We start from the raw sequence: 26,663 nt of genomic DNA on the forward strand, positions 1-26,663 counted from the left end.
CCGCCTCGTCATATTTTTACGCGCCCAAAATAAGAAACTTTTTTCCGGAAGGCGACGCCTATTGATCAGGAGGTATTTATGGGTGTATCCGTGCGATCTTCCGGCGGCGGTCGAAAAAGAAATTTACCCACTGGGCAAACCAGCAAACTGACCAGAATTGCACCTCCTCCGGAGTTGATGGGGGATGTGGCGATCCGGCTATGGAAAACCCAGAGCAAAATTTTAATTGAGCGGGGTGTGTTCGAGGTCGAGGATGCGCCGATCCTTCTCGCGTACTGCAATGCGTTTCATCTGATGATTGAAGCCGAAAAAGTTATCGCAAAAGAGGGGCTGACCGTCTCCAGTGAGATGGGAGGGGAGAAGAAGCACCCCGCTATCAACGTCAGAAATGACTCTGTTTCTCAGGTTGCCCGTCTGGGTTCGCTTCTCGGACTTGACCCACTGAGTCGACTACGTATGACCAGCGGTAAGAATGATCCGGACGATGCAGGGAATGAATTCGATGAGTTTGATTGATGGCTACATATCCGAACGTCAATGCGGCGAACCAGTATGCGCGGGACGTCGTGAACGGGAAGATTCTGGCATGTCGGTTAACCATTCTTTCCTGTCAGCGTCACCTGGATGATCTCGAACGCGCGAAGGATCCAAACTGGCCCTATCGTTTCGATAAGAATAAGGCTGAACGTTTTTTAAGATTTTCTCAGAAGATGCCCCACACCTCCGGAGAGTGGGCGCGGCGTAAGCTCAGGATAGAGTTTGAGCCCTGGCAAAAATTCTCCCTGGGTGTTCCTTTTGGCTGGGTACGCAAAGACACCGGGTTTCGCCGCTTTACTGAGATCTATATCGAGGTGCCGCGTAAAAACGGTAAATCCGCGATAGCGGCGGCGATCGGCAATTATATGTTCTGCGCCGATGGTGAATATGCCGCGGAAGTTTACTGTGGCGCCACGACAGAAAAGCAGGCGTGGAAGGTGTTTGCGCCGGCGCTGGCGATGGTGAAAAAGCTGCCGTCTTTGCGTCAGAAATTCAGCATTAAGCCCTGGGCTAAACGGATGACCCGCCCGGATGGTTCCGTTTTTGCGCCAATCATCGGTGACCCCGGAGACGGTGACTCACCGTCCTGCGCCATTATCGATGAGTATCACGAGCATGATACCGATGCGCTCTATACCACTATGACAACGGGTATGGGGGCGCGTGAACAGCCTGTAACGCTCATCATTACCACCGCAGGATATGACATTTCATCTCCCTGTTACGAGAAGCGCGCTCAGGTGGTAGAAATACTGGAGCGCATCAGGGAAGGAGGCGAAAACGAGGCCATATTTGGCATCATCTATACCCTTGATGATGATGACGATTGGACAAAGCCGGAAGCGCTGATAAAGGCAAACCCAAACTACGGAGTGTCGATAAAGGAAAGCTTCCTCAGGGCTAAGCAGCTGCTGGCCATGTCCACACCCAGCCAGACCAACAAGATCCTCACCAAACACTTTAACAAGTGGGTGAGTTCGAAAGCAGCCTTCTACAACCTGCAGAAGTGGATGGCAGCAGCAGATAAAACGCTGAAGCTGTCGGATTTTGCCGGAGAGGAATGCTACCTGGGGATTGACCTGGCGTCGAAGCTGGACCTCAACGCTGTTGCGCCGATCTTCAGGCGAGAAATTAACGGACTTAGCCATTTTTACTGTGTCGGCCCGATGTTCTGGGTGCCAGAGGATACGGTGTATTCCACCGATCCGGCGCTGAAAACCACGGCTGAACGTTATCAGTCATTCGTCAATCAAGGGGTTCTGGTGCCCACCGATGGCGCAGAGGTGGATTACCGCATCATTTTTGAGTCCATCATTCAGTTGCGTGAGTCGGTGAAGATAGCGACATGCCCGATTGACCCCTACGGGGCGACCAGCATTTCCCACATGCTGCTGGATGAAGGCCTGGAGCCCATAACCATCACTCAGAACTACACCAATATGAGCGATCCAATGCGTGAAATCGAAGCGGCAATCGCCGCCGGGCGTTTTCATCATGATGGTAATCCGCTAATGAACTGGTGTGTTTCTAACGTGGTCGGGAAGTATCTTCCGGGCAGCGATGATGTAGTCCGTCCGGTGAAAGAGGGGGGCGGCAACAAGATTGATGGTGCGGTGAGCATGATGATGGGTGTTGGCCGCGCAATGCTGAACGAGCCAAAAGATTTTCTCTCCAATCTCGATCCAGACGAGGACGTTTTATTCCTGTGAAATCACTAATTATCGATGTTGCCGGGTTGTCTGGCTTCAGCGCGCTGGTGGGCGGTATTTACCTAAAATACGGCGCGGCGGCTGCGCTTATGGCTGGTGGTGCCGGGCTTCTGTTGTGGGCGCTACTGGCGGCAAGGGGATCAAAATGCTGATTAATGCCATGTTCAGAAGCAACTCGCTTGAAAATCCTGCTGTTCCGTTGACTGATGAAGCAGCCGAAAACGACGGGGTTTTTAACGGTGACGTGATCGTTAACCCCAAAACGGCGATGAAGCTGGCGGCGGTGTATGCCTGTATTTACGTCATTTCCTCCAACGTTGCCCAGATGCCGCTACACGTTATGCGGCGAACCGGGAAGTTTGTGGAGCCGGCGCGGGATCACCCCGTTTTTTATCTGGTTCATGATGAGCCGAACGACTGGCAAACCAGCTACAAATGGCGCGAACTGAAGCAGCGCCACATTCTCGGGTGGGGGAATGGCTATACCCACGTTAAGCGCAATCGCCGGGGGGAAGTTATCCAGCTTGAAGCCTGCATGCCATGGGAAACGACGCTGCTGAATACTGGCGGGCGCTATACCTACGGCATGTACAACGAAGAGGGCTCTTTTGCTATCAGCCCTGACGACATGATCCACATCCGGGCGCTGGGGAATAACCAGAAGATGGGGCTGAGTCCGATTCTCCAGCACGCTGAAACGATCGGTATGGGGATGAGCGGGCAGAAATATACCGAGAGCTTTTTTAGCGGGAATGCCCGTCCGGCGGGGATTGTGTCGGTAAAAGGGGAACTTAACGACAACTCCTGGGATCGTCTCAAAAAGATGTGGCAGAAAGCTTCTGCCATGCTGCGAAGCCAGGAAAACAGAACCATGCTGCTGCCGGCAGAGCTTGACTATAAAGCCCTGACCGTCTCCCCCGTTGATGCACAGCTCATCGACATGATGAAGCTTAACCGCTCAATGATTGCCGGAATCTTCAACGTACCGGCACACATGATCAACGACCTGGAAAAAGCGACATTCTCCAATATCTCCGAGCAGGCCATTCAGTTTGTGCGCTACACGATGATGCCCTGGGTGACGAACTGGGAGCAGGAGATAAACCGTCGCCTGTTCACCCGTGCCGAGCGGGAGGCCGGGTATTACGTCCGCTTTAACCTGACGGGCCTGCTGCGCGGTACGCCGAAAGAGCGTGCTCAGTTCTACCATTTTGCCATCACAGATGGCTGGATGAGCCGCAATGAGGCCCGCGCCTTTGAGGATATGAATCCCAAAGACGGGCTCGACGAGATGCTGGTGAGCGTCAACGCTGCCGATCCGGCAAAAGATTTTAAAGACGACGATAAAACGGAGGGCAATTCCGATGAGTGACGATCGGGAAACACGCTGCTACAGCGGCGAGGTCAGGGCCGAGCAGCACGATCAGCAGCCGACGCGCATTATCGGTTATGGCTCGGTGTTCAATTCGCGCTCTGAACCGCTATGGGGGTTCCGCGAGATTATTAAGCCAGGCGCGTTTGATGATGTGCTGGGCGACGATGTGCGCGGCCTGTTCAACCATGATCCTAACTTTATTCTGGGGCGCAGCGCGTCCGGCACGCTGACGGTTTCGACCGATGAGCGTGGTTTACGTTATGACATCGAAGCACCTGACACTCAGACCATCCGCGATCTGGTGCTGGCACCAATGCTTCGCGGTGACATCAACCAGTCCAGTTTCGCCTTCCGGGTCGCCCGGGACGGCGAGCGCTGGTATGAGGATGAAGAGGGCGTGGTTATTCGTGAAATTTCGCGCTTCTCACGTCTCTTTGATGTTAGCCCCGTAACGTATCCGGCGTACCAGGAAGCTGATTCCGGGGTTCGCTCCCTGAAAGCCTGGCAGGAAGCACGCGACAGCGGCGCGCTGAAGCTTGCCATTAACCAACGAATGGCGCGCGAGCGCGTCCTGACACTTCTTAATGCATAAGGAAACATCCATGAAGCTTCATGAAATGAAACAAAAGCGCAACACCATCGCGACCGAAATGCGTGCGCTGAACGAAAAGATCGGGGATAACGCCTGGACTGATGAGCAGCGCACTGAGTGGAATAAGGCTAAAACCGAGCTGGAAGGGCTGGATGAGCGTATTGCCCGCGAAGAAGAGTTGCGCGATATGGATCAGAAATACATCGATGATAAAAGCGATGAACAGCGCGACAATCTGGATAAGGATAACGGTAAAAAGCCGGACGAACAGCGCGGCCAGATTTTTGATAAATGGATGCGCCACGGCGCCAGCGAGCTGACCGCTGAAGAGCGTAAGGCCCTGCGTGAACTGCGTGCTCAGGGTGTCGCGCCGGATGAAAAGGGCGGCTATACCGTGCCGGACACTTTCCTTGCGAAAGTCGTCGAGCAGATGAAGGCTTACGGTGGTATCGCCAGCGTAGCGCAGATCCTGACAACCTCAGATGGCCGCACCATGGAGTGGGCTACCGCCGATGGTACCGCTGAGGTGGGTGTGCTGCTGGGCGAGAACGAAGAGGCAGGGGAAGAAGATACCGAATTTGGCATGGACAGCCTGGGTGCGCTGAAAATGACCTCTAAAATCATTCGCGTATCTAACGAACTGCTGCAGGACAGCGCGATCGACATGGAAGCCTATCTTGCCCGCCGTATCGCGGAGCGTATTGGGCGCGGTGAAGCCCGCTATCTGATCCAGGGGACTGGCGCTGGTACGCCGAAGCAGCCGAAAGGCCTGGCGGTATCTGTGACCGGCACCACCCAGACAGCCGCTGCAACGGCGGTGAAATGGCAGGAAATTCTGGCACTCAAACACAGTATCGACCCGGCTTATCGCCGCGGGCCGAAGTTCCGCCTTGCTTTCAATGACAGCACCCTGAAACTTATCAGCGAAATGGAAGATGGTCAGGGCCGCCCGCTGTGGTTGCCGGATATTGTTGGCGTGGCTCCGGCTTCGGTGCTCAACGTGCCATATGTAATCGATCAGGAGATTGATGATATCGGGGCGGGTAAAAAGTTCATGTTCTGCGGTGACTTTGATCGCTTCATTATCCGTCGCGTGCGCTACATGATCCTGAAGCGCCTGGTGGAGCGTTACGCTGAATTCGACCAGACCGGCTTCCTGGCGTTCCATCGCTTCGACTGCATTCTGGAAGACACTTCCGCTATTAAAGCGCTGGTGGGCAAAGGCAGCGCCAGCAGCTGATAACTTTTGTAACTTCTGACGGAACACGCCACGCCGCTTAACGCGGTTTTTTTGTGCCCGCTTCCGGCGGGCACAGGAGGGTTTATGCTGCTCAAAATGGAGGAGATCAAAGCCCAGCTCAGGCTGGACGAAGATTTCACCGATGAAGACAGTCTGCTGGAACTGATGGGGCAGGCGGTGCAGAGCCGGACCGAAAATTTCCTCAACCGCAGGCTTTATGCAACGGCAGCCGATTTGCCAGAAGACGATCCCGATGGTCTGGTGATGCCGGATGAAATCAAGCTGGCGCTACTGTTGCTGGTCACCCACTTCTACGAGAACCGCTCAACGGTCACCGAGGTTGAAAAGCTTGAGTTGCCGATGAGCTTTAACTGGCTGGTTGGGCCTTACAGGTATATCCCGTTATGAAACTGCGACAGGCGCAGACCAGCGCCACCTACCTTTTTCCTGACCCGGGCGAGCTGGATAAGCGGATAGCGATTCGCCTGCGGGTGGATGAGCCGAATGATGATTTTGGCGTATCTCCCACGTACCCGGATGAGATCCGAACCTGGGCGAAGTTAGCCCAGCCCGGCGCAGCGGCTTATCAGGGCTCTGTACAGACGGAAAATACCGTAACGCATTATTTCACGATCCGCTGGCGAGCGAAGATAACTGCCGATCATGAAGTGTTCTGCGAAGGGCAGGTTTATCGCATTCGCCGCGTGCGCGATCTGAACAGCAGACGGCGCTATATGCTGCTGGAATGTGAGGAGCTTGGTACGGAGCGAGGGGCCAGCTATGCAGAACAAAGCATTTTTACACGTTGATTTTGAACAACCGAAAGAGCTGGTTTTCAATCGTGCCCGCATGCGCCGGGCGTTTGTCACCATTGGTCAGGTGCATATGCGGGATGCCCGCCGTCTGGTCATGCGTCGGGGACGCTCTGCACCCGGCGAAAACCCGGCATATCGTACAGGGAAACTGGCCCGCTCAATAGGTTATTACGTTCCTCGCGCATCTAAACGACGCCCGGGTTTGATGGTGAAGATTGCTCCCAACCAGAAGAACGGCGAGGGGAATCGCCATATTTCCGGCGCCTTTTATCCGGCATTTCTGTTTTACGGTGTGCGCCGCGGCGCTAAACGTAAAAAAGGCCATCATCGCGGTGCGTCCGGTGGCAGTGGGTGGAAAATTGCTCCACGTAATAACTATATGGCAGAGGTACTGGAGCGTCGCCGCAGCTGGACCCGATATGTGCTGTCGCGTGAGTTGCGCAAGTCCCTGCGTCCTCAGAGAAGGAAAAAGAAATGAAACTGACGCCGATTGTGGCCGCATTGCGCGCCCGCTGCCTGCGTTTTGAAAATCGGGTGGGTGGTGCTGCACAGTTTAAGGCGATCCCGGATGCCGGAAAACTGAAGCTTCCCGCCGCCTATGTGGTACCGGCGGAGGATGTAACCGGGGAACAACGCTCCCAGACTGACTACTGGCAGGATTTGACAGAGGGATTCTCTGTGATCGTCGTTCTCAGCAATGAGCGTGACGAAAAAGGCCAGTGGGCATCCTATGATGCAGTACATGATGTGCGTCACGAAATCTGGAAAGCGCTTCTGGGATGGTGTCCTGATCCTGACGCCCATGAAATTCAGTACGCTGGTGGCATGTTGCTGGAGCTGAACCGCTATGAACTTTATTACCAGTTCGACTTCACGGTGAAATATGAGATCGACGAGGCTGACTCCCGCCAGCAGGATGATCTCGACGCGCTGGAAGATCTGAAGACACTCAGTATCGATGTGGATTATATCGACCCCGGCGGTGGGCCAGACGGTAATATTGAGCACCACACCGAAATTACCTTCCCGTACTCTCCATCTGGAAAAAAATAATGTTTGTGAAACCCAAAAGGGGGCGATCCGTTCCGGATCCGACCCGCGGCGATCTTTTGCCTGAATCTGGGCGAAATGTGGAAGTAAACGCCTACTGGTATCGCCGCGAAGCTGCTGGCGATATTGAGAAAATCTCGCGTAAAGGGGATAAAAATGACCGTAAGCTTTAACACCATCCCGGCTGATAACCGGGTGCCACTATTTTATGCTGAAATGGATAACAGTGCCGCAAATACCGCGCAGGACAGTGCGCCGTCTTTGCTCATCGGGATGGCGCTGCCTGAATCGGATATGCCACTGAATCAGCTGGTGATCATGCCATCGAAGGATTTAGCTAAAAAAATGGCGGGCCGTGGCAGCCAGCTGGCGCGCATGGTTGAGGCATACCGCCAGGTTGATCCATTTGGTGAACTCTGGGTGATTGCCGTTCCTGATAATGGTGAAGCGGCTACGGGCACCATTACCATTACCGGCACAGCGACCGATGCGGGTACCGTGAACTTCTACATTGGCACCCGTAAGGTACAGGTGACGGTAGCAACGGGGGACACTGGCGATCAGGTGGCACAGGCCATGCTGAGCATTATCAATAATAACCCCGATTTGCCTGTCAGCGCGGAATATCAGACGACTTCTGCCGGGGAAGCGCAGGGCACGGTTATCCTCTCTGCTGTGAACAGCGGGTCGGTGGGCAATACGATTCCCTTAACCCTAAATTACTACGGTACCGCCAGCGGTGAAGAGATCCCTGTCGGCCTGAGCATCCAGATCGGCAAAATGAGTGGCGGCGCAGGCGATGCGGATTTGTCGGCGACGATCGCTGCTATGGGCGATGAGCCGTTCGACTATATCGGACTGCCGTTCAATGATCCCAGCTCGCTTCAGATGATGGCCGTTGAAATGAACGACAGCTCCGGGCGCTGGAGCTATATCCGCCAGCTGTATGGTCATGTGTATACCGCTAAAACGGGCTCACTGTCTGACCTGGTGGCCTATGGCGATACGTTCAATTATCAACATATTACTATTGCCGGGTACGAAACAGAGGTGCAAACGTCTGTGGATGAGCTGGTGGGTTACCGCCTGGCGCGCGCAGCGGTATTCCTGCGCATCGACCCTGCCCGTCCGACACAGACCGGAGAGCTCACTGGTGCATTGCCTGCGCCGACTGGCAAGCGCTTTACCATCACCGAGCAGCAGTCACTTTTGACACATGGCATTGCGACTGCTTACACGGAATCTGGCGTGCTGCGCATCCAGCGTGACATCACCACCTACAAGACCAATGCGTATGGCGTGGCAGACAACAGCTACCTCGATAGCGAAACGCTGCATACCAGCGCCTATGTACTGCGCCGCCTGAAGTCGGTGATCACCAGCAAATACGGTCGTCATAAACTCGCCAATGATGGAACGCGTTTTGGCCCTGGCCAGGCGATTGTCACGCCTGCGGTTATTCGTGGTGAGCTGGGCTCAACCTACCGTCAGCTTGAGCGTGAGGGTATTGTCGAGAACTTTGACCTGTTCCAGAAATACTTGATTGTCGAGCGTAATGCGAACGATCCGAACCGTCTGGATGTGCTGTTCCCGCCAGATTATGTCAACCAGCTGCGCGTGTTTGCTGTGCTTAATCAGTTCCGCCTGCAGTACAACGAGGAGGCCGCATAATGGCAAAGATTGCGGGAACGACCTATTTCAAAATCGACGGACAGCAGCTATCAGTTACCGGCGGCATCGAAGTCCCCATGAACACCAAAGTCCGTGATGACGTGATCGGTCTGGACGGCTCTGTTGATTACAAAGAAACAAGCCGCGCAGCGTATACGAAGGTCACTGCCAAAGTCCCGAAGAACTTTCCCGTCGACAAAATCACCTCGTCAGATGTCATGACCATCACATCTGAGCTGGCCAACGGTCAGGTGTACGTGCTGTCCAATGCCTGGCTGCACGGCGAAGCTAACCATAACCCCGAAGAGGGCACGGTGGATCTGGAGTTCCACGGCGAAGAAGGATTTTACCAATGACAAAAGAGCTGAAGCTTAAAGAGCCGATCATGGCTCATAACGAAAAACTGCATGTGCTGGAACTGCGTGAACCGTCATATGACGAAATCGAAGCGATCGGTTTCCCGTTTACGGTTTCCTCGGAAGGCGCGATTAAAATTGACAGCTCCGTTGCGCTGAAATATATCCCGCTGCTGGCGGGTATCCCACGTTCGTCCGCGGCGAAACTGGCGAAACTCGATATTTTCAAAGCCAGCATGCTGATCCTCAATTTTTTTACTCAATCGGCGGGGGAGACAACCTCCGAAACCGGCTCTACAACACCGCTCACTTCTGGCGACTAAACCCCCTTGAGCTTCGGCGGGCGGCCATATCTGAATTTCTGGAACTGGAATCGGAGGCCGTTCGCATCAATGAGGAAATAAAGCATGGCTGACAGTTTCCAGTTAAAGGCCATCATCACCGCCGTTGATCAGCTATCCGGCCCGCTGAAAGGGATGCAGCGGGAGCTGAAGGGGTTCCAGAAGGAAATGGCCGGTCTGGCGCTGGGGGCTGCGGCGGCCGGTACCGCGATTCTCGGTGCGCTGGCGATGCCAATAAACTCCGCTATTGGTTTTGAATCAAAAATGGCCGATATCCGTAAGGTGGTTGACGGCCTGGACGATAAAAAAGCCTTTGCGCAGATGAGCGACGACATTCTGACGCTTTCCACCCAACTGCCAATGGCGGCGGAAGGGATTGCAGAAATTGTCGCTGCTGGTGGTCAGGCCGGTATCGCCCAAAACGACCTGATGCAGTTCGCCAGTGATGCGGTGAAGATGGGGGTGGCATTTGATACCACCGCCGAAGAGTCGGGCCAGATGATGGCGCAGTGGCGCACGGCGTTTAAGCTGACGCAGGATGATGTCGTTGTCCTCGCCGATAAAATTAACTACCTGGGGAATACAGGCCCTGCTAACGCGAAGAAAATCTCGGACATCGTTACGCGGATCGGCCCCCTGGGTAGTGTTGCCGGGGTAGCCTCCGGGGAGATTGCGGCAATGGGGGCCACCATCGCCGGGATGGGGGTGGAGTCAGAGATAGCCTCAACCGGCATCAAAAACTTTATGCTATCGCTGACTGCCGGCAATTCTGCCACGAAGGCACAGAAGCAGGCGATGGCTTTCCTGAAGCTGAATCCGAAGAAACTCGCTGAGGATATGCAGAAGGATTCCCGCGGCGCCATGCTGAAGGTGCTGGACTCGTTGGCGAAGGTGCCAAAAGCTAAGCAGGCCGCCGTCATGAACGCGCTGTTCGGCAAGGAATCTCTCAGCGCGATAGCTCCCTTGCTGACCAACCTGGATCTGCTGCGCACCAACTTTAAACGTGTCGGAGACGCTCAGGAGTATGGCGGCTCAATGCAGAAGGAATATGCCTCACGCGCCGCCACGACGGAAAACCAGCTGACCCTGCTGAAAAACAGTGTCAACGCGATTTCTGTGACGCTTGGCGATACTTTCCTGCCAGCCATCAACGAGGCCGCTAAAGCGGTTATGCCTTATCTGGAGCATGTCAGGGAATTTGTACGGGCTAACCCGGAGCTGGTGCAGTCTGTGGCTAAGTTTGGTGCCGCATTGCTGGCTGTTAGTGTATCGATCGGCACCTTGTCCCGGGCGATTAAAATCCTTAACAGCGTTATCAATTTGTCTCCGGCAAAAATAGCCATAGCAGCCCTGGCTGCGGGGGCCATGCTGATTATTGATAACTGGGATGAGGTTGGTCCGGTTATCAAGGAGGTATGGCAGGAGGTGGATAAAGTCGCACAGGCAATGGGAGGCTGGGAAACGGTGATCAAAGGTGTCGGCCTGGTCATGGCGGGATCATTTGCGGTTAATACGATTGGTTCCCTGCGTCAGTCGGTGCTGCTGGCGGGTCAGCTGTCCGGTTTGCTGGGTAAAATCGGCAAAATGGGGGCCATGACACTGACGATCGGGATCGTGGTTTCACTGCTGAAGCAACTGGATGAACTGGACAAGGACGCAAAAGATGCTGGCGTGGATAAAGGCACGTTCCTGGTGCAGAAGATGCAGGCTAAGGAGCGGGAGCGGGGTTACAACGGCTTTATTCCCCGGCTGAAAGAGATCCTTGGCATTGACAACGCCATTCCGGAGGGGCGTTATCGTCCCTCCATACCGTTAAACAGAAACCCAAATGTTCTTGATCGTGCGGCGACAACCGGTGCACAGAAAAGTGAACTGAAAGTGACCTTCGAAAATGCCCCCCATGGTATGCGCGTGACAGATATTCCGGCATCCGGTAATCCTCTGATGGGGATTTCCCACGATGTAGGCTATTCGCCCTTTAAAAACCCTCGTTAATCCGCTCCGGCGGTTCTTTCAAAAGGTGAAACCATGGCATTTTTTTCTACGCCAGACTGGCGCGATCGCCTGCGCGATGCGTCATTTCGGGGTGTGCCTTTCTCCGTAGAGGATGACGATGCATCCTTTGGCCGCCGGGTACAGTTGCATGAGTACCCCAACAGAGATAAGCCCTACACGGAGGATCTTGGCAGAGCAGCGCGCAGGTTGACCATCAACGCCTACGTAATTGGGGGCGATTATGCTGACCAGCGGGATCGCCTGATTGCCGCTGTGGAGACGAACGGCCCCGGAACGCTGGTTCATCCTCAGTATGGTGAAATGCAGGGTAGCATAAACGGCACTGTGAAGGTGTCGCACAGCAGTGCAGAAGGGCGCATGGCGCGCATTTCATTCGAGTTTGTGGAGAGCGGAGAGTTAACCTTTCCGGTTGCTGGCATGGCGACGGCGCAGCGCCTTGATGAGTCAGGCGGGCTGTTTGACGATGCCATTGACAGTATGTTCTCCGCATTTGGCCTCTCCGGTATCCCGGACTTTATCCAGAATGACGTGATTGCCGATGCCACGGCGATGATCAACACAGTTTCGGATGCATTCAAGATGGTCGACTCGGGCGTGTCAGCGGCCATGCGGCTACTGCAGGGGGATTTGTCGGTCATTCTGATGCCGCCCAGCGCCGCGAATGATTTTGTCAGAGCGCTTCAGAAAGCCTGGCGGGCAGGAGATCGTCTTAGTGGCGATACTTCAGATTTGGTCACGATGATAAAAACCCTGTCCGGTATTACGCTGGATCCTGGTCTTTCGCCGCGTGGCACCTGGTCCACTGACTCTGGATCTGTAGTCACCCAAAAAACGCAGAGTAATCTGGTCGCGGCGGCCATCAGGGCAACGGCTATCAGTACGGCCACTGCTGCGGTGACGACGCTGGTGCAGCCACGTGTTTCGTCAGCCCAAAATACCGCAACGACCAGTGATTCGGACATTATCACTGTCACGCACCCGGCGCTTGATGGTGCGCAGATAGTCAGCAGTGCCACTCCTCCGCCAAACTGGGATGACCTCACCGATATCCGCGCCGCGCTCAATGCGGCAATAGACCAGGAGCAGTTGCGGATCAGTGACGATTCTCTGTTCCAGCAGATATCCACGATGCGTACAGACCTGAACCGTGATATTTCAGCGCGGCTGGCGCAGGTAGAGCGCACCGCACAGAGAACGCCGGATGATGTTCTGCCTGCTCTGGTATTGGCTGCTGGCTGGTATGACGACGCCGGGCGCGAATCTGACATTTTGACCCGTAATCCTGTCCGCCATCCCGGCTTTGTGCCGGTTGAACCGCTGAGGGTGCCGGTACGATGAACAATACTGTTTTTTTGCGCATCAACGGGCGCGAATGGGGCGGCTGGACATCGGTTCGTATCAGTGCCGGCATCGATCGTATTGCCCGGGATTTCAACGTTGCGATTACCAGCCAGTGGCCCGGTAGCCCTGATGGCACCCTGCAGATTAAAAATGGCGATAAGGTAGAGGTGTTGATTGGTGAAGATCTGGTGATAACCGGATGGGTTGAAGCGCTGCCGCTGCGTTACGACGCCAGCAGTATTACCCGCGGTATCGTTGGCAGAAGCAAAACTGCCGATCTTATTGATTGCAGTGCGGCACCTGCTCAGCAGAGCGGGAAAAATTTGTTTCGTATTGCCAGCACGCTGGCCCAGCCATTCGGGATTGATGTTGTCGATGCTGGTGCTCCGGTAGCGGCTGTGATTGATGCTCAGCCTGAGCATGGTGAAACGGTAGTGGATTGTCTTAATCGCCTGCTGGGCCAGGTTCAGGCTTTGGCGTATGACGATGAGCAGGGGCGGCTGGTGCTGGGTACACCCGGAAGTGCCAAAGCCGTCACAGCGCTGGTGCTGGGGGATAATATCCTGTCCTGCGATACCGAGCGTAGCGTGCGCGATCGCTTCTCCAGCTATCTTGTCTCCGGGCAGCGTCCTGGCACTGACGATGATTTTGGCGAAGCGACGATTGCCGCTATTCGCCAGAGTACCACTGATTCTGGCGTAACCCGCTATCGCCCTCATACTCTCCAGCAATCCGGCACGGCCACTACCGATAGTTGCAGATCCCGCTGTGAATTCGAGGCGCGCCAGCGTGCAGCTAAAACGCAGGAGACAACCTACACCGTGCAGGGCTGGCGCCAGGGGAACGGGGAATTGTGGAAGCCAAATCAGTCCGTGGTGGTTTATGACCCGCTGAATGGTTTTGATAATGAAACGCTGGTGATCGCCGAGGTGACTTACAGCCAGGACAATAACGGCACGATTACTGAAATCAGGGTCGGGCCAGCGGATGCTTATCTGCCTGAGCCGACAAAGCCGAAGGCGAAGAAGAAAAAGTCCAGTGGGGGGATCGAATTCTGATGAATAACTCCCTCCGAAATATCGTGGCCCGTGCTGTTATTACTGCGCTCGATACCGCGAAAAAATGCCAGACGGCCGGTCTGAGGCTGATTGCCGGTGACCCCAAGGAAGGCGTTGAGCATCTTGAACCTTATGGTTTCACCTCCGCCGCGCAAAACGGTGCTGAGGCAGTGGTACTGTTTCCCGGCGGAGACCGCTCCCACGGTATGGCGATTATTGTTGCTGACAGGCGGTACCGGCTTAAAGGTCTTGCCCGCGGCGAGGTTGCCATTTATGACGACCAGGGCCAGTCCGTTACCTTAACACGCGCCGGGATCGTTGTTGATGGTGGCGGCAAGCCCATCGTTTTCAAAAATGCCCCTAAAGCCCGCTTTGAAATGCCGATTGAATCCACCGCCGACATCAAGGATAACTGCGACAGCAGCGGTAAAACGATGGCAGAGATGCGCGTGACGTATAACGGTCACACCCATAAAGAAAATGGCGATGGTGGTGGAACAACCAACAAGCCAGACCAACCCATGAGCTGACACCATGATCCTCTATGTTAATGGAATCCGAAAGGATGCCACGGATCCGCTCGACCTTTTGACGCGCGCCGTGGTGATTTCTCTTTTCACGTGGCGCCGCGCTGAGCGGGACGATAAAACCCCGCAGCCATACGGCTGGTGGGGCGATACCTGGCCAACGGTTCAGAATGACCGTATCGGCTCCCGCCTGTATCTGCTGAAACGCCGGAAACTTACCAATAAAACCCCGCAGGATGCCCGCGAATATATGCAGCAGGCGCTATCGTGGATGACTGAGGATGGTGTTGCGGCGCGCATTGATGTGACCTCTGAGCGTACCGGAATAGACACACTAGCCGCTGGCGTAACGGTTTATCAGCGGGACGGGGCCATTCACAACATTACCTTTGATGATATCTGGAGCGAACTGAATGGCTTACAGTCAATTTGCACGCCCTGAACTACCGCAGCTGATCGCCACTATTCGCAGCGATTTACTGACGCGCTTTCAGCAGGATGCGGTATTGCGGCGTATGGATGCAGAAGTTTATGGAAGGGTGCAGGCCGCCGCCGTACATACGCTGTATGGCTACCTTGATTATCTGGCACGCAACATGCTGCCTGATTTGTGCGATGAGGACTGGCTTTATCGCCACGCGCGCATCAAGCGCTGTCCACGAAAAGATGCTGTTGCTGCTTCGGGATTTATCCGCTGGGATGGACTCGGCGGTACGCCAACCCTGCCGGCTGGTACGCAGATCCAGCGCGACGATCAGGTTACTTTTACCACCACCCAAACCGTTAAAGCCTCTGGCGGCCTGTTACGTGTGCCGGTGGTTGCCGATGTTGCAGGGATGGTCGGGAATACTGACGACGGTATTGCGTTGCGCCTGGGTACGCCGATTAGCGGTATTCCATCCACCGGGTACGCCGACACGCTGAACGGCGGGGATGATGTGGAGGAACTGGAGACGTGGCGTGCGCGCGTGATGGAGCGCTATTACTGGATCCCGCAGGGCGGCGCTGATCCGGATTACATCATCTGGGCTAAAGAGATTGCCGGAATTACCCGTGCCTGGACGTTCCGTCATTATCAGGGGACGGGTACCGTTGGCGTGATGGTTGCCACCAGTGATCCCGCTAACCCGGCACCTGCAGATGATGTTGTACAGGCAGTGCGCGCGCATATCCTGCCGCTTGCACCTGTTGCCGGTGGCGGCCTGTTTGTCTTTGCTGCAACTGAGCATGTTATCCCGATGACAATCGCCCTGGCAAAAGACACGCCTGAAATCCGCACGGCGGTCACCGCTGAACTGAATTCGCTCATGCTTCGTGATGGTCAGCCGTCCGGGAAGGTCTATCTGTCGCGTATAAGCGAAGCAATCAGTCTGGCCACTGACGAAGTGGCACATCAGCTCCGCTCTCCGACGGTTGATATCGTGCTGGGGAAAACCGAATTGCCGGTACTCGGGGAAATCACATGGCAAACCTACACGGAGGCGACTGAATAACTATGGCGCTGAATGATGAATATACCCAGCTACTTTACCATCTGTTGCCGCCCGGTCCCGCCTGGGAGGGAAAGAACCCGCTTATCGAGGGACTTGCTCCGTCACTAACCCGCGTCCACCAGCGTGCCGGCACGTTAATGAAAGAAATCGATCCAGGGCAAACCACCGAACTCATTGATCGGTATGAAGTGCTGTATGGTTTGCCTGATTCCTGTGCGCCGGACGGGGTCCAGACGTTACGTCAGCGCCAGCAGCGGCTGGATGCGAAAGCCAACGTGGCTGGTGGAATTAATGAGCGGTTTTATCGTGAGCAACTGAATGCTCTGGGCTACACCACAGCCACTATTGAGCAGTTCCAGAATCAGGACAGCTCGCCGGATCCTGAATGGGGAGAATTCTGGCGTTATTACTGGCGCGTCAATATTCCCGCTGACGCCAACATCAACTGGCAGACCTGCACCAGCACTTGCGATTCGGCAATCAGAACGTGGGGCGACACCGTAGCTGAGTGCGTGATTGATAAGCTTTGCCCCTCTCACACAGTCGTAGTTTTTGCTTATCCAGAAGGAGCAGAAGATGCATCGAATTGATACGTCCACGGCTCAGATCGACAAATTTGGGCCGGGGAAAAACGGTTTTACCAATGGTGATCCGGCTACAGGACGCCGTGCCACAGACCTGAACAGTGATATGTGGGATGCAGTACAGGAAGAAATATGTAATGTTATTGAAGGTACAGGAAAAACCCTTGAGAAAGGGGATAACACTCAGTTACTTGAGGCGATAAAATTACTGGTCGGAAATGGCGTGAGTGGTGCGTTATTAAAAGCACAAAACCTTGCTGACCTGCTTGATAAAGCAAAGTCCAGAGCTAATCTGGGATTAGGGGAATTAGCTACACTCGGATTGAATGATGTGTATCCTGTCGGTTCTCCTATTCCGTGGCCTTCGGATTCCACACCTTCCGGGTTATTTGCTCTTATGCAGGGGCAGACGTTTGATAAAACAAAGTATCCGAAATTAGCAATTGCCTATCCTTCTGGTGTTATACCGGATATGCGTGGATGGACAATAAAGGGGAAACCTGCCAGTGGGCGAGTAGTTCTGTCTCAGGAACAGGATGGCATCAAGTCGCATACCCATAGTGCCAGCGCCTCAAATACGGATTTAGGCACGAAATCAACCAGTTCGTTTGATTATGGGACTAAAACGACCAGTACATTTGATTACGGTACTAAAACTACCAACACAACTGGCGCACATACCCACGGTTATACGACAGGTGCACAGCCATCAGGTACCAGAGGTGATTGGGACTCTGATGGTCTTCGAAATACTGTTCAGACCAGTTCAGCAGGTAACCATGCCCATACCGTAGGCATTGGTGCACACAACCATACCGTCGGTATTGGTGCTCATTCTCATACAATCGCAATCGGTTCGCATGGGCATACCATTACGGTAAATGCCTCTGGTAATGCAGAAAATACTGTAAAAAATATTGCATATAATTACATCGTGAGGCTTGCATAATGACTTTTAAAATGATTGCAGAAGCACAAACAATTAATGTGTTTAACTTACTAGATGGTACTAATGAATTTATTGGTGAGAGTGATACATATATACCACCATATACAGGATTACCTGCAAATTGTACCAATATTGCGCCACCAGAAATTCCTGCTGGATATGCGGCCATTTTTGATATTGATGGAAATACATGGCTTTTGGTTGAAGATCATCGTGGGATTACTGTGTATGAAACTGAAACAGGTACGCCAATTTATATTTCGTCCCTTGGTGCATTACCGCCAAATGTGACAACTATTTCACCAGACAGGAACTATCAGAAGTGGAATGGAGAAGCATGGATAGATGATGTCGATGCAGAGCGTGAGGCATTTATCAGAGAAGCTGAATCGCAGAAGAAAGAACAGATCCAACAGGCTGGTGAAATCATTGCCACCTTGCAGGACGCTGTTGATTTAGATATGGCTACAGATGATGAGAAGATACGCCTGAAAGAGTGGAAAAAATATCGAATATTGCTCAGTCGCGTGCAACCAACTGATGCGCCCAACATTCAATGGCCAGAGCTAGTAGAGTAATAAAAGGAAGGGAGGTTAAACCTCCCATTCTTTACAGATGTTTTCTTTTTTTGTGTAATAAATAGAGTTTGATGGTATTGTTTTATTAACGAATGTAAAAGCTCCTATTTTTACGTTGTCACCAATTACAATGTTTTCTGATATAATGCAGGAGTTTGCTCCAACATTAACATTATCGCCAATTGTGATTTTATTAGTGTTATTGTTTTTTAATCCAATAGTGGTGTTTTGTCTTATGTTGAAGTTTTTGCCTATCGTCGCATATCTTGTGATAACAATCCCGCTATAATGTCCAATATATAATCCGGGGGCAATTGAAACACCTAGTTCAATGTCTGTGTTATATTTAAAAAATAATTTTCTATTTATTTTTTTTCCTATTTTTTTTAGTTGTTTGTTATTTGAACCATATAGATAAGATGCAATGCGCCACCAGAAAAGAAATCTACGTTTAGGTTGACGCCAGGCATGTCTGATGGTGCGTGCCCATGAGAATTTCTTATCCTTATTTCCGATAACTTCTACTCTTAGACACTCTTTAAGAAAAGCTAATTCTTTTTTGCGCATCATTTCACCTAAAGCCTCTAACGAGGCTTAACGTTTTTCCCGTCCAATCACTTTATCAGCAGCCACACGTGACGGGAAGCCTGAGCGGCTACCATATTCGGGATGAGCGGCAACAAATTGATCGATACGACGGATCAGCAAAGAGGGAAGCGTTACGTTGATTTTTTCTGCTTTCCCCATTAACCGGGTAACGTCTACATCCACCAGTGCCCATACTACGCCTGTATAATCGGGATCTGCGAGCCAGTTTTCCACGCTGGTAGCTTCCGGCACCGCTTCACCATCTTCCACCAGTAATTCGATATGTGCGTCGATAGCCTCACGCACGCTCTCTATCGCATCCTGATAGTTGTCGCCGCCAGAGAAGCAGCCTGGAATATCAGGTACGCGAACGCCGAAGGATGAATCGCCTTTATCAATAGCAACGGGATATAACATTTGAACCTCCAGGAGGCAGGGGCTTAGAGCCCCGCCTGTTTCTTGATGCTTTTGAGTGTTGGTAGCGGTATATCTTTCTGTGGGTGTTTCACCGTTACCAGCCCTTTCTTGGTTGGGTGCTTAAACTGGTGATGACTACCTTTTACTCTCACCAGATACCACCCGTCAGCTTCAATCATTGCTATCGCATTCCTGCTATCCATCCTCCGGCTCTCTGTATTGTTTTGATGGGGTTATAGTAACTCCATTGAGGGGCGGGGTCAAGTTTTTTGGGGTTATTGGAGTTATAGAGTGGCTATTCTATGTCAGAAGAACCAGTCATCAGCCGACTCCCAGACCTCTTGCAGCATTTTTTCCACGTTCTTCTTGGTTTCATCTTTATCCACTGCACGGAAGACCGATAGACCGTCGCTTCCAGCTGGTTTTACGATGACTTCAATATCCTGGTATTGTTTACCCAGGCGCTTTGTCATTTCTTCCTGAAGTGCGGAAGGCGCGGTTTTCGGTAACTTTCCGTATTTTTCTTTGGCAATACTGATTTCGACACGCATTTTGGCAGCTCCTTTACTGGTTGAATATACAGTTATATTTAGCTGGTCATACATACAGTGTCAAGTTGTAAGCTGTGTCGCTCAGGTAAGAATTTTTGTGCAAATTTATGGCACAAAAAAAACCAGCCCCTGAGAGGCTGGCTTGATTGTTTTGGAGCCGCGGCTCCTTTACGTATCCTTTTTTGTCCCGCTACCGTCTGGTCGGTGTCCTGCCGGGACTGCTAACTTCCTGTTTTTACTGGTGCTGTCCTTGCACTGTCCTGTCAAAAGTGGTGGAGCTGGCGGGAGTTGAACCCGCGTCCGAAATTCCTACATCCTCGGTACTACATGCTTAGTCCAGTTTTTACATTCGCCAGCCAGCTGCGAACGGACACGCCACTGACAAACTAGCCTGATTAGTTTTAACGCTTCAACCCCAGGCAGGGCATCCACGCGATCTCTTTTGGGTTTGACCTCTCTTGATCCCCGTCCTAAGAGCGGAGGCTAGGGAGAGAGGGCTCTAAGCAGGTTATTAAGCTGCTAGTGCGTAGTTTTCGTCGTTTGCGACTATTTTTTTGCGGCTTTTTAACGAGGCCTACCGCACCTCGGCATGCACCTTGGGTTTCGCGAATCCCGTCGAATCCAGAATCAGCCCCAAGAACTTCTTATATTAGCAAAAAAGAACAGCCCAATCCAGCGTTTAACGGCTAGAGTTTTTCATGATACGCGCTTTGTCCATCTGCCATTCACGATCTTTAATATCTGCGCGTTTATCATGCTCTTTCTTACCGCGTGCTACCCCAATTTTGAGTTTGCACCAGGCATTTTTCCAGTACAAAGACAGCGCAACGATGGTGTAGCCTTCACGGTTAACACGACCGTACAGGGAATCGAGTTCGCGCTGATTCAGTAACAGCTTACGGTTGCGAGTAGGATCGCAAACCACATGGCTTGAGGCAACGGCCAGCGGCTGAAAGGTTGAACCGAACAGATACGCTTCGCCATCACGCAGCAGGATATAACTGTCGCTGATGTTAGCCTTACCGGCGCGGAGTGATTTTACTTCCCATCCTTGCAGCGCCATGCCGGCTTCGAACTCCTCTTCAATGAAGTATTCGTGACGGGCGCGCTTGTTGAGAGCAACGGTGGCAGAACCGGGTTTGTGTGATTTTTTCTTTGTCATAGTGGGGCGTACTTTACATCACTTGGTCGGTTATCGCATCCCCAGTCCAGCGGGGGGTCAGGAAACAGGTTATTCTAGCACACCCCAATACCGAGGAATTTTTGTTTAATCGCTGAAAATGCTATTATTTAGCGGTTTTGTGACGAACAGGAACCATTATGGCTCAGATTAGTCGTTCGGCGCTGGTGCCTTTCAGTGCCGGGCAGATGTACCAACTTGTAAACGATGTGGATGCCTATCCTCAATTTCTGCCGGGCTGTACCGGCAGCCGCGTTCTGGATGCGTCAGAAAATCAAATGACGGCATCTGTTGATGTGTCGAAAGCGGGTATCAGTAAAACCTTCACCACGCGTAATACGCTGACCGATAACCAGAGCATTCATATGCAGTTGGTGGACGGGCCGTTTCGTAAATTAACTGGCGGTTGGCGCTTTGTCTCGCTGGGCGATGATGCCTGTAAAGTAGAATTAAGCCTGGAATTTGAATTTACTAACATGTTGGTAGAAATGGCTTTTGGACGCATTTTCAAAGAGTTGGCTAACAGCATGGTCCAGGCTTTCACACAGCGCGCCAAAGAGGTTTACCGTGCCTGATATTTCCGTTGAGGTGGTTTACGCGTTGCCCGAAAAGCAGTATCAGCGCTATGTTACGGTAGAGCAGGGCAGCACAATTGAGCAAGCCATCGAAGCGTCAGGGATACTTGAACTACGCAAGGAAATTGATCTCAGCAGCAATAAGGTGGGCATTTATAGTCGGCCTGTAAAGCTGAGCGACAGGGTGGAAGAAGGCGATCGAATTGAGATTTACCGCCCTCTGATTGCCGATCCCAAAGAGTTGCGTCGTCAACGCGCCGAGCGAGCAAGCAGCAGCAAAAAATAGTCACTTGAACGCAAGCTGGCTCAAATACCGAGAAAAAAGGCGCGAGAGGCGCCTTTTTTATGGACTGTGGCCTGAGATTACCCGTTCGTCTTGGTTAAACTCGGCTTGTTATCAATATTCGTGAGCACGCCATTACTGTCGAAGTTAAGCGTTAAAGTCTGCTGTGTTATAGCTTCGTGTCCGGGTTCCTGCCGGAAAATGTAGTACCAAACGTTGCTGCCGAAAGGATCTTTCATCATCGGCGTACCGAGCGTGTAAGCAACCTGCTGCTGAGTCATGCCGGTGTGAATCTTGGCCACATCATTGGCAACCAGGTAATTTCCCTGATTAATATCTGGTCGATAAACCACGCGCTCTAAAGTGGAACATCCGGCGGTCATCATTAACATTACCACTGCCGCGGCAGTCAGCGTTTTACAGCGCATCTATACATTCCTTTTCTGGGGCTAAACGCCTTTCAACAGGCTGTTTTCTTGCCATCAAAATCTGAACTCTGCTTGCGGCAGGCTTTATTACTTTGGCGACATAAGGTGCCGATGATAATAAACCTTTACGCTATTGGGAACCTTTACAGAGCATGCATATGACCGCGCTGTGTTAAAAAAGTGCCTTCTCAGGCGGCTAAAAGTTCTTTAGCGTTGGCAAGCGTGTTACGTGTGACTTCACTGCCGCCAAGTAAACGCGCCAGTTCTTGCAGACGTGCACGCTTGTCTAAGGGCTGCATATGCGTTTCCGTCATCGCGCCATCAGTGTCTTTGCTGACAAAGAAATGTTGATGACCACAACCAGCTACCTGCGGCAAGTGCGTAACGCACATGACCTGCGTGGATTCGCCTAACTGACGTAACAACCTGCCAACCACAGCGGCGGTTGGGCCGCTAATACCCACATCCACTTCGTCGAAAATCATGGCTGGCGTTTCCATTTTCTTCGCGGTGATGACCTGAATGGCCAGTGCGATACGTGACAGTTCACCGCCAGAAGCCACTTTGCCCAGCGACTGTAAAGGCTGGCCCGGATTGGTCGTGACCTGGAAATCAACACGGCTGGCACCTTCTGCCGTTAGCTGGTCAGGATTAAACATTAACTCAATTGTAAAACGACCATGAGGCATTGACAGCATATGCATGCTTTGCGTAATCAGCAGTTGTAATTCATTCGCAAAAGTCACGCGCTGTTGATGCAACTGTTCTGCGCTATGCAGTGCTGCCTGATAGTGCCCGGTCACTAAATTTTGTAAACTTTCCTGATCGCTTTCCTGCTGTGAAAGCAGCTCCGCTTCTGCCAGCAATCGCTGATGCAACTCAGGCAAGCCTTCCGGCGTGACATGATGTTTGCGTGCCAGCGCAATCTGGCGTGAAATACGCTTCTCCAGCTCATATAAACGGTTTGGGTCAAGCTCAAGACTCTCGCAGTAATGACGTAATTCATCACTGGCTTCGCTTAACTGTATGGCCGCCTCTTCAAGCAAATTTGATACGCTAGCGACTTTATCATCGAGAGTGACCAGCTCTGACAGCATCTGACGTGCGCTGTACAGTAAACTGTTTAGATTGGTTTCATCGCTGTCGGCTAAGAGTTGTAACGCTTGTTGGCTGGTAGAAAGAAGCTGGCCGCTGTTAGCCAGCCGCTTGTACTCTTCGTCAATTTGCTCATATTCACCCGACTGAGGCGCAATCTCGTTCAGCTCTTTTAGCTGATAATGCAGCAGCTCACGACGCGCTTCACGCTCCTGGGCCTGTTGCTGATGTTGTGCCAGTGTCCGACAGCTTTGATGCCAGGTTTGATAATGTTCGTGCATACGCTGTAGCAGATCATCATGACCTGCATAGGCATCTAAAAGGTGTTTTTGGTGATCGGCTTTAAGCAATAGCTGGTGAGCATGCTGACCGTGAATCTGGATCAGTAATTGCCCTAGATCGCGCAGCTGAGAAAGGGGAACGGCTGTACCGTTAATAAAACCGCGTGAACGCCCATCAGCGCTGATAACGCGGCGCAGCAGGCATTCATTGCCATCATCAAGGTGATTTTCTTTTAGCCAATGCTGTGCAGAAGGCGAGAACTTTAACTGGAAACGGGCACATAGATCAGCACGGCTGGCGCCCTTCCGCACCATATCGACTTCAGCACGCCCGCCAAGGCATAAACTCAGTGCATCAATCGCAATGGACTTACCTGCACCGGTTTCACCAGTAATTGCTGTCATACCACGTTGAAAATCAATGTCGAGCTCACGAACGATAGCGAAATTACTGATGGTCAGTTGTGCCAGCATAGAATCACCTGTATAGAAAAACAGATATGGTTTTCCATACAGTATAAACTGGTTTTTTATCCAGTAAAGAGGGCGTGCGGATTTTTAGAATAATTTTTTTGACCAGCCCAGTTTAGAACTCAGCGTGTTGAAATAGCTGTAGTTTTTAGGATGAATCAAGTTGAGATGGTTTTCGCTGCGCCGAATTAATACCTCTTCTCCTTCCTGAATCGGTAAAGCAATTTGGCTGTCACAGCTAATTTCGAGATCGCTGCGTCGCGAAGAAAAACGCAGGCGGATAGTACTGCTGCTGTTAATCACCAGAGGACGGGCCGATAAGGTATGCGGAAACATCGGCACTAAAACGATAGCATCCAGCGAAGGGGTTAATATCGGACCACCAGCAGAAAGTGAGTAGGCGGTAGAACCGGTGGGTGTTGAGATAATCAGGCCATCTGAGCGTTGTGAAAAGGCGAAGGTTTCATCGATATATACTTCAAATTCAATCATATGTGCGACTTTGCCGGGATGAAGAACGACTTCATTGATCGCGCTACCAATGCGGGGAGAACACGCTTCCCGGCATACCTGCGCTTCCAGCAAAAAACGGCTTTCTACAAAGTAATCGCCCTGTAACACTTCATCCAGTTGCTGTTGCGCATTATCAGGGTCAAGATCGGTCAGGAATCCCAGGTTGCCGCGGTTGATACCAATCACTTTAATATCATAACGCGCCAGTACGCGCGCTGCGCCCAGCATGTTGCCATCGCCGCCTACCACAACGGCCAGATCGGCTTGCTGCCCAATCTCTGCAAGCGTACCGGTTTGCGCATCGTGTAATGAAAGTTCCTGCGCGATTTGCTTCTCGACGATCACTTGATAACCTTTGGCTGTCAGCCAACGCCAAAGCATTTCATGCGTTGTAAGCGCAGTAGGATGACGTGGATGACCCACAATACCAATGCAGTTAAAGTGTTTGTTCATGTAGTGGGTGTTCCTCATAAGCCAAAACGGCAAGGCAATGTGATGGGTTCCCTTGAAACCGCTAAACCGATCCCCATAATAAGCCAACCAGCGAAATGAATGTGCAAAACGCGGAGAAATTCATGAGTAGTAAAGAACAGAACACCCCGAACGAGCAAGTCTCAGATGAAATTCAGCAGGATCAGCAGCAACCACAGGAAGCGGAGACAGCAACTGAGGTGGATCCGCGTGATGAGCGTATCGCCCAACTCGAAGCTGAATTAGCGCAATCTCAGTCTGGCGTTCGTGATGCGCAACTGCGTGCGCAAGCCGAGATTGAGAATATTCGTCGTCGTGCTGAGATGGATGTGGAGAAAGCGCACAAATTTGCGTTAGAAAAATTTGCTAACGAACTGCTGCCAGTGATTGACAGTCTTGAACGTGCGCTGGAAGTGGCGAATAAAGAAGATGAGCAGCTGGCGTCAATGATTGAAGGCATCGAGCTCACACTAAAATCGCTGCTGGGTGCGGTGCGTAAATTTGGTGTGGAAGTGGTCGGTGAAACTGGCGTTCCGTTCAATCCGGAAGTGCATCAGGCTATGTCGATGATGGAATCTGACGACTTCGCGCCGAATCATGTGATGTTAGTGATGCAGCGCGGCTATACCCTAAACGGTCGCCTGTTACGTCCGGCGATGGTGGCGGTAGCCAAAGCGAAAGGCTGAACTGACGCCTGACGTTTATCATACGGCCGCGCATTGACGCGGCCGTTGACCGAGCAGTTATTCGGGTAGAACCGGCGTCCAGTCAATGGGTGCTTTGCCTGCTTCGCTGAGAATAGCATTCGTTTTTGAGAAATGCTGACAGCCTAAAAAGCCACGATGTGCTGACAGCGGAGAAGGGTGCGGTGCCGTCAAAACATGATGACGCTGGCGATCGATAATATTTCCCTTTTTCTGCGCATGCGAACCCCACAATAAAAAGATCACGCCTTCCCGGTGTTGGTTAATTGCCGCAATAACGTTATCTGTAAACGTTTCCCAGCCAAAACGAGCGTGTGAATGCGCTTTGCCTGCCTCAACGGTCAAAACGGTATTCAACAACATCACACCTTGTCTGGCCCAGCTTTCAAGAAATCCATGATTAGGTTTTACAAAGTCAGGAATATCCTGCTGTAGCTCTTTATAGATATTCTGCAAAGAAGGGGGGATCTGTACACCCGGCAATACTGAAAATGCAAGGCCATGCGCCTGTTTCGGGCCGTGATAAGGATCTTGCCCGAGGATAACGACTTTAATATCGCCCAGTTCGGTTAAGCGAAAAGCGTTGAAAACATCTTTTTGCGGCGGGTAAACCGTTACTCCTGCTGCACGTTCATCGGCAACCAGTTTTAACGTCTCTACGAAATACGGTTTCTCTTTTTCTTCGGCCAGCACGTCGTGCCAGGTTAGCTTTTCGGCCATGCTTAACTCCCTAAAAAAACACTTTTACTAAGCTTAGCTGTTCTGAGATAAGAGCTGAAGCGTAAATATTTTTTAAAATCACAACAGAAGTTAAGTTGACAGACGGCTGTAAATCAACGGGATACAGAAGATCATGATCATCAGCTAAACGGAA

Annotated in this window: 34 protein-coding genes, 1 other RNA gene and 1 pseudogene; 26 read left to right on the plus strand and 10 right to left on the minus strand. The window is 52.1% G+C overall.

Going from position 1 to position 26,663, the window contains the following annotated elements; translation table 11 throughout:
• Nucleotides 1–78 precede the first annotated feature (78 nt).
• The 23 genes and pseudogenes from QRY16_RS01860 (at nucleotide 79) to QRY16_RS01970 (ending at nucleotide 18,232) form a co-directional block, all read left to right on the plus strand.
• A complete protein-coding gene (locus QRY16_RS01860) occupies nucleotides 79–516 on the plus strand; it encodes a phage terminase small subunit P27 family (protein WP_141176095.1) in 438 nt (145 codons plus the stop codon).
• Nucleotides 516–2,246, plus strand: a complete 1,731-nt coding sequence (locus QRY16_RS01865) for a terminase large subunit (RefSeq protein ID WP_289775449.1) — start codon at nucleotides 516–518, stop codon at nucleotides 2,244–2,246. The genes QRY16_RS01860 and QRY16_RS01865 overlap by 1 nt, the downstream gene beginning before the upstream one ends.
• Nucleotides 2,243–2,398 (plus strand): hypothetical protein, encoded by a 156-nt coding sequence (locus QRY16_RS01870; protein WP_170879849.1) that lies wholly within the window; start codon nucleotides 2,243–2,245, stop codon nucleotides 2,396–2,398. Before QRY16_RS01865 ends, QRY16_RS01870 begins: the two co-directional genes overlap by 4 nt.
• Nucleotides 2,392–3,618, plus strand: coding sequence for a phage portal protein (locus tag QRY16_RS01875; RefSeq protein WP_289775450.1), 1,227 nt, complete (start codon nucleotides 2,392–2,394; stop codon nucleotides 3,616–3,618). The genes QRY16_RS01870 and QRY16_RS01875 overlap by 7 nt, the downstream gene beginning before the upstream one ends.
• Nucleotides 3,611–4,213: an HK97 family phage prohead protease gene (locus QRY16_RS01880; RefSeq protein WP_138211574.1), complete on the plus strand. Its 603-nt coding sequence runs from the start codon at nucleotides 3,611–3,613 to the stop codon at nucleotides 4,211–4,213. The genes QRY16_RS01875 and QRY16_RS01880 overlap by 8 nt, the downstream gene beginning before the upstream one ends.
• Nucleotides 4,214–4,223: 10 nt before the next feature.
• Nucleotides 4,224–5,453, plus strand: a complete 1,230-nt coding sequence (locus tag QRY16_RS01885) for a phage major capsid protein (RefSeq protein WP_289775451.1) — start codon at nucleotides 4,224–4,226, stop codon at nucleotides 5,451–5,453.
• Between the two features lie 84 nt (nucleotides 5,454–5,537).
• Nucleotides 5,538–5,861 carry a head-tail connector protein gene (locus QRY16_RS01890; RefSeq protein ID WP_138211572.1) on the plus strand — a complete coding sequence of 108 codons (324 nt, stop codon included), beginning with the start codon at nucleotides 5,538–5,540 and terminating at the stop codon, nucleotides 5,859–5,861.
• Entirely contained in the window at nucleotides 5,858–6,262 is a 405-nt protein-coding gene (locus tag QRY16_RS01895; protein WP_289775452.1) for a phage head closure protein, read from the plus strand. The genes QRY16_RS01890 and QRY16_RS01895 overlap by 4 nt, the downstream gene beginning before the upstream one ends.
• Entirely contained in the window at nucleotides 6,234–6,746 is a 513-nt protein-coding gene (locus QRY16_RS01900; protein WP_141176092.1) for a hypothetical protein, read from the plus strand. The genes QRY16_RS01895 and QRY16_RS01900 overlap by 29 nt, the downstream gene beginning before the upstream one ends.
• The gene (locus tag QRY16_RS01905; RefSeq protein WP_289775453.1) at nucleotides 6,743–7,321 is read left to right on the plus strand and encodes a phage tail terminator protein; all 579 of its coding nucleotides are present in this window, start codon (nucleotides 6,743–6,745) and stop codon (nucleotides 7,319–7,321) included. The genes QRY16_RS01900 and QRY16_RS01905 overlap by 4 nt, the downstream gene beginning before the upstream one ends.
• Nucleotides 7,321–7,491 (plus strand): DUF2635 domain-containing protein, encoded by a 171-nt coding sequence (locus QRY16_RS01910; protein WP_138211568.1) that lies wholly within the window; start codon nucleotides 7,321–7,323, stop codon nucleotides 7,489–7,491. Before QRY16_RS01905 ends, QRY16_RS01910 begins: the two co-directional genes overlap by 1 nt.
• Nucleotides 7,475–8,989: a phage tail sheath subtilisin-like domain-containing protein gene (locus tag QRY16_RS01915; RefSeq protein WP_289775454.1), complete on the plus strand. Its 1,515-nt coding sequence runs from the start codon at nucleotides 7,475–7,477 to the stop codon at nucleotides 8,987–8,989. Before QRY16_RS01910 ends, QRY16_RS01915 begins: the two co-directional genes overlap by 17 nt.
• Nucleotides 8,989–9,345, plus strand: coding sequence for a phage tail tube protein (locus tag QRY16_RS01920; RefSeq protein WP_138211566.1), 357 nt, complete (start codon nucleotides 8,989–8,991; stop codon nucleotides 9,343–9,345). Before QRY16_RS01915 ends, QRY16_RS01920 begins: the two co-directional genes overlap by 1 nt.
• A complete protein-coding gene (locus QRY16_RS01925; protein ID WP_138211565.1) occupies nucleotides 9,342–9,668 on the plus strand; it encodes a phage tail assembly protein in 327 nt (108 codons plus the stop codon). The genes QRY16_RS01920 and QRY16_RS01925 overlap by 4 nt, the downstream gene beginning before the upstream one ends.
• Before the next feature lie 84 nt (nucleotides 9,669–9,752).
• Nucleotides 9,753–11,681 carry a phage tail tape measure protein gene (locus QRY16_RS01930; protein ID WP_289775455.1) on the plus strand — a complete coding sequence of 643 codons (1,929 nt, stop codon included), beginning with the start codon at nucleotides 9,753–9,755 and terminating at the stop codon, nucleotides 11,679–11,681.
• Nucleotides 11,682–11,714: 33 nt separating this feature from the next.
• The gene (locus tag QRY16_RS01935) at nucleotides 11,715–13,040 is read left to right on the plus strand and encodes a DNA circularization protein (RefSeq protein ID WP_289775456.1); all 1,326 of its coding nucleotides are present in this window, start codon (nucleotides 11,715–11,717) and stop codon (nucleotides 13,038–13,040) included.
• Nucleotides 13,037–14,101 carry a phage baseplate assembly protein gene (locus QRY16_RS01940; RefSeq protein WP_289775457.1) on the plus strand — a complete coding sequence of 355 codons (1,065 nt, stop codon included), beginning with the start codon at nucleotides 13,037–13,039 and terminating at the stop codon, nucleotides 14,099–14,101. The genes QRY16_RS01935 and QRY16_RS01940 overlap by 4 nt, the downstream gene beginning before the upstream one ends.
• Nucleotides 14,101–14,631, plus strand: a complete 531-nt coding sequence (locus QRY16_RS01945; protein ID WP_289775458.1) for a phage baseplate assembly protein V — start codon at nucleotides 14,101–14,103, stop codon at nucleotides 14,629–14,631. The genes QRY16_RS01940 and QRY16_RS01945 overlap by 1 nt, the downstream gene beginning before the upstream one ends.
• Before the next feature lie 4 nt (nucleotides 14,632–14,635).
• Nucleotides 14,636–15,070 carry a phage GP46 family protein gene (locus QRY16_RS01950; RefSeq protein ID WP_289775459.1) on the plus strand — a complete coding sequence of 145 codons (435 nt, stop codon included), beginning with the start codon at nucleotides 14,636–14,638 and terminating at the stop codon, nucleotides 15,068–15,070.
• Nucleotides 15,042–16,121 carry a baseplate J/gp47 family protein gene (locus tag QRY16_RS01955; protein WP_289775460.1) on the plus strand — a complete coding sequence of 360 codons (1,080 nt, stop codon included), beginning with the start codon at nucleotides 15,042–15,044 and terminating at the stop codon, nucleotides 16,119–16,121. Before QRY16_RS01950 ends, QRY16_RS01955 begins: the two co-directional genes overlap by 29 nt.
• Before the next feature lie 2 nt (nucleotides 16,122–16,123).
• Nucleotides 16,124–16,711: a YmfQ family protein gene (locus QRY16_RS01960; protein ID WP_289775461.1), complete on the plus strand. Its 588-nt coding sequence runs from the start codon at nucleotides 16,124–16,126 to the stop codon at nucleotides 16,709–16,711.
• A gap of 328 nt (nucleotides 16,712–17,039) precedes the next feature.
• Nucleotides 17,040–17,654: pseudogene (locus tag QRY16_RS01965) on the plus strand (phage tail protein); the annotation flags it as partial.
• The gene (locus QRY16_RS01970; protein WP_289775462.1) at nucleotides 17,654–18,232 is read left to right on the plus strand and encodes a tail fiber assembly protein; all 579 of its coding nucleotides are present in this window, start codon (nucleotides 17,654–17,656) and stop codon (nucleotides 18,230–18,232) included. The pseudogene QRY16_RS01965 and the gene QRY16_RS01970, both read left to right, overlap by 1 nt.
• Before the next feature lie 15 nt (nucleotides 18,233–18,247).
• Here QRY16_RS01970 and QRY16_RS01975 read toward each other — a convergent pair whose 3' ends face one another.
• From QRY16_RS01975 to smpB, 6 genes are all read right to left on the minus strand, one after another.
• Nucleotides 18,248–18,802: a serine acetyltransferase gene (locus QRY16_RS01975; RefSeq protein ID WP_289775463.1), complete on the minus strand. Its 555-nt coding sequence runs from the start codon at nucleotides 18,800–18,802 to the stop codon at nucleotides 18,248–18,250.
• Nucleotides 18,803–18,826: 24 nt separating this feature from the next.
• Nucleotides 18,827–19,237, minus strand: coding sequence for a type II toxin-antitoxin system HicB family antitoxin (locus tag QRY16_RS01980; RefSeq protein ID WP_289775464.1), 411 nt, complete (start codon nucleotides 19,235–19,237; stop codon nucleotides 18,827–18,829).
• 23 nt (nucleotides 19,238–19,260) lie between these two features.
• On the minus strand, nucleotides 19,261–19,440 hold the full coding sequence (locus QRY16_RS01985) for a type II toxin-antitoxin system HicA family toxin (RefSeq protein WP_012906750.1): 180 nt from the start codon (nucleotides 19,438–19,440) through the stop codon (nucleotides 19,261–19,263).
• Between the two features lie 102 nt (nucleotides 19,441–19,542).
• Nucleotides 19,543–19,788, minus strand: a complete 246-nt coding sequence (locus QRY16_RS01990; protein ID WP_012906749.1) for a DinI-like family protein — start codon at nucleotides 19,786–19,788, stop codon at nucleotides 19,543–19,545.
• Between the two features lie 270 nt (nucleotides 19,789–20,058).
• Nucleotides 20,059–20,423, minus strand: a transfer-messenger RNA (tmRNA) gene (gene ssrA, locus QRY16_RS01995).
• 44 nt (nucleotides 20,424–20,467) lie between these two features.
• On the minus strand, nucleotides 20,468–20,950 hold the full coding sequence (smpB, locus tag QRY16_RS02000; protein ID WP_193404556.1) for an SsrA-binding protein SmpB: 483 nt from the start codon (nucleotides 20,948–20,950) through the stop codon (nucleotides 20,468–20,470).
• A 158-nt stretch (nucleotides 20,951–21,108) separates the two neighbouring features.
• On the opposite strand from smpB, the gene QRY16_RS02005 reads away from it, so the two are divergent.
• Entirely contained in the window at nucleotides 21,109–21,543 is a 435-nt protein-coding gene (locus tag QRY16_RS02005; RefSeq protein WP_193404557.1) for a type II toxin-antitoxin system RatA family toxin, read from the plus strand.
• The gene (locus QRY16_RS02010) at nucleotides 21,536–21,829 is read left to right on the plus strand and encodes an RnfH family protein (protein WP_289775465.1); all 294 of its coding nucleotides are present in this window, start codon (nucleotides 21,536–21,538) and stop codon (nucleotides 21,827–21,829) included. Before QRY16_RS02005 ends, QRY16_RS02010 begins: the two co-directional genes overlap by 8 nt.
• Before the next feature lie 77 nt (nucleotides 21,830–21,906).
• On the opposite strand, the gene bamE is transcribed toward QRY16_RS02010, so the two are convergent.
• From bamE to nadK, 3 genes are all read right to left on the minus strand, one after another.
• Nucleotides 21,907–22,254 carry an outer membrane protein assembly factor BamE gene (gene bamE, locus QRY16_RS02015; RefSeq protein WP_193404559.1) on the minus strand — a complete coding sequence of 116 codons (348 nt, stop codon included), beginning with the start codon at nucleotides 22,252–22,254 and terminating at the stop codon, nucleotides 21,907–21,909.
• Between the two features lie 188 nt (nucleotides 22,255–22,442).
• On the minus strand, nucleotides 22,443–24,104 hold the full coding sequence (gene recN / locus QRY16_RS02020; RefSeq protein WP_289775466.1) for a DNA repair protein RecN: 1,662 nt from the start codon (nucleotides 24,102–24,104) through the stop codon (nucleotides 22,443–22,445).
• A gap of 84 nt (nucleotides 24,105–24,188) precedes the next feature.
• Nucleotides 24,189–25,067 carry an NAD(+) kinase gene (gene nadK / locus QRY16_RS02025; RefSeq protein WP_289775467.1) on the minus strand — a complete coding sequence of 293 codons (879 nt, stop codon included), beginning with the start codon at nucleotides 25,065–25,067 and terminating at the stop codon, nucleotides 24,189–24,191.
• Between the two features lie 122 nt (nucleotides 25,068–25,189).
• On the opposite strand from nadK, the gene grpE reads away from it, so the two are divergent.
• Nucleotides 25,190–25,771 (plus strand): nucleotide exchange factor GrpE, encoded by a 582-nt coding sequence (grpE, locus tag QRY16_RS02030; protein ID WP_193404562.1) that lies wholly within the window; start codon nucleotides 25,190–25,192, stop codon nucleotides 25,769–25,771.
• Nucleotides 25,772–25,828: 57 nt separating this feature from the next.
• Here grpE and ung read toward each other — a convergent pair whose 3' ends face one another.
• Nucleotides 25,829–26,509, minus strand: coding sequence for a uracil-DNA glycosylase (gene ung / locus QRY16_RS02035; RefSeq protein WP_193404563.1), 681 nt, complete (start codon nucleotides 26,507–26,509; stop codon nucleotides 25,829–25,831).
• Nucleotides 26,510–26,663: the final 154 nt, after the last annotated feature.

The sequence above is a fragment of the Mixta mediterraneensis genome, from assembly GCF_030283135.1.
GTDB classification, from domain to species: domain Bacteria; phylum Pseudomonadota; class Gammaproteobacteria; order Enterobacterales; family Enterobacteriaceae; genus Pantoea; species Pantoea mediterraneensis.

Coding starts and splice junctions, on each gene's coding strand:
- QRY16_RS01860 (WP_141176095.1), top strand. CDS start 79: ATGGGTGTATCCGTGCGATCTTCCGGCGGCGGTCGAAAAAGAAATTTA.
- QRY16_RS01865 (WP_289775449.1), top strand. CDS start 516: ATGGCTACATATCCGAACGTCAATGCGGCGAACCAGTATGCGCGGGAC.
- QRY16_RS01875 (WP_289775450.1), top strand. CDS start 2,392: ATGCTGATTAATGCCATGTTCAGAAGCAACTCGCTTGAAAATCCTGCT.
- QRY16_RS01880 (WP_138211574.1), top strand. CDS start 3,611: ATGAGTGACGATCGGGAAACACGCTGCTACAGCGGCGAGGTCAGGGCC.
- QRY16_RS01885 (WP_289775451.1), top strand. CDS start 4,224: ATGAAGCTTCATGAAATGAAACAAAAGCGCAACACCATCGCGACCGAA.
- QRY16_RS01890 (WP_138211572.1), top strand. CDS start 5,538: ATGCTGCTCAAAATGGAGGAGATCAAAGCCCAGCTCAGGCTGGACGAA.
- QRY16_RS01895 (WP_289775452.1), top strand. CDS start 5,858: ATGAAACTGCGACAGGCGCAGACCAGCGCCACCTACCTTTTTCCTGAC.
- QRY16_RS01900 (WP_141176092.1), top strand. CDS start 6,234: ATGCAGAACAAAGCATTTTTACACGTTGATTTTGAACAACCGAAAGAG.
- QRY16_RS01905 (WP_289775453.1), top strand. CDS start 6,743: ATGAAACTGACGCCGATTGTGGCCGCATTGCGCGCCCGCTGCCTGCGT.
- QRY16_RS01910 (WP_138211568.1), top strand. CDS start 7,321: ATGTTTGTGAAACCCAAAAGGGGGCGATCCGTTCCGGATCCGACCCGC.
- QRY16_RS01915 (WP_289775454.1), top strand. CDS start 7,475: ATGACCGTAAGCTTTAACACCATCCCGGCTGATAACCGGGTGCCACTA.
- QRY16_RS01920 (WP_138211566.1), top strand. CDS start 8,989: ATGGCAAAGATTGCGGGAACGACCTATTTCAAAATCGACGGACAGCAG.
- QRY16_RS01925 (WP_138211565.1), top strand. CDS start 9,342: ATGACAAAAGAGCTGAAGCTTAAAGAGCCGATCATGGCTCATAACGAA.
- QRY16_RS01930 (WP_289775455.1), top strand. CDS start 9,753: ATGGCTGACAGTTTCCAGTTAAAGGCCATCATCACCGCCGTTGATCAG.
- QRY16_RS01935 (WP_289775456.1), top strand. CDS start 11,715: ATGGCATTTTTTTCTACGCCAGACTGGCGCGATCGCCTGCGCGATGCG.
- QRY16_RS01940 (WP_289775457.1), top strand. CDS start 13,037: ATGAACAATACTGTTTTTTTGCGCATCAACGGGCGCGAATGGGGCGGC.
- QRY16_RS01945 (WP_289775458.1), top strand. CDS start 14,101: ATGAATAACTCCCTCCGAAATATCGTGGCCCGTGCTGTTATTACTGCG.
- QRY16_RS01950 (WP_289775459.1), top strand. CDS start 14,636: ATGATCCTCTATGTTAATGGAATCCGAAAGGATGCCACGGATCCGCTC.
- QRY16_RS01955 (WP_289775460.1), top strand. CDS start 15,042: ATGGCTTACAGTCAATTTGCACGCCCTGAACTACCGCAGCTGATCGCC.
- QRY16_RS01960 (WP_289775461.1), top strand. CDS start 16,124: ATGGCGCTGAATGATGAATATACCCAGCTACTTTACCATCTGTTGCCG.
- QRY16_RS01970 (WP_289775462.1), top strand. CDS start 17,654: ATGACTTTTAAAATGATTGCAGAAGCACAAACAATTAATGTGTTTAAC.
- QRY16_RS01975 (WP_289775463.1), bottom strand. CDS start 18,802: ATGATGCGCAAAAAAGAATTAGCTTTTCTTAAAGAGTGTCTAAGAGTA.
- QRY16_RS01980 (WP_289775464.1), bottom strand. CDS start 19,237: ATGTTATATCCCGTTGCTATTGATAAAGGCGATTCATCCTTCGGCGTT.
- QRY16_RS01985 (WP_012906750.1), bottom strand. CDS start 19,440: ATGGATAGCAGGAATGCGATAGCAATGATTGAAGCTGACGGGTGGTAT.
- QRY16_RS01990 (WP_012906749.1), bottom strand. CDS start 19,788: ATGCGTGTCGAAATCAGTATTGCCAAAGAAAAATACGGAAAGTTACCG.
- smpB (WP_193404556.1), bottom strand. CDS start 20,950: ATGACAAAGAAAAAATCACACAAACCCGGTTCTGCCACCGTTGCTCTC.
- QRY16_RS02005 (WP_193404557.1), top strand. CDS start 21,109: ATGGCTCAGATTAGTCGTTCGGCGCTGGTGCCTTTCAGTGCCGGGCAG.
- bamE (WP_193404559.1), bottom strand. CDS start 22,254: ATGCGCTGTAAAACGCTGACTGCCGCGGCAGTGGTAATGTTAATGATG.
- recN (WP_289775466.1), bottom strand. CDS start 24,104: ATGCTGGCACAACTGACCATCAGTAATTTCGCTATCGTTCGTGAGCTC.
- nadK (WP_289775467.1), bottom strand. CDS start 25,067: ATGAACAAACACTTTAACTGCATTGGTATTGTGGGTCATCCACGTCAT.
- grpE (WP_193404562.1), top strand. CDS start 25,190: ATGAGTAGTAAAGAACAGAACACCCCGAACGAGCAAGTCTCAGATGAA.
- ung (WP_193404563.1), bottom strand. CDS start 26,509: ATGGCCGAAAAGCTAACCTGGCACGACGTGCTGGCCGAAGAAAAAGAG.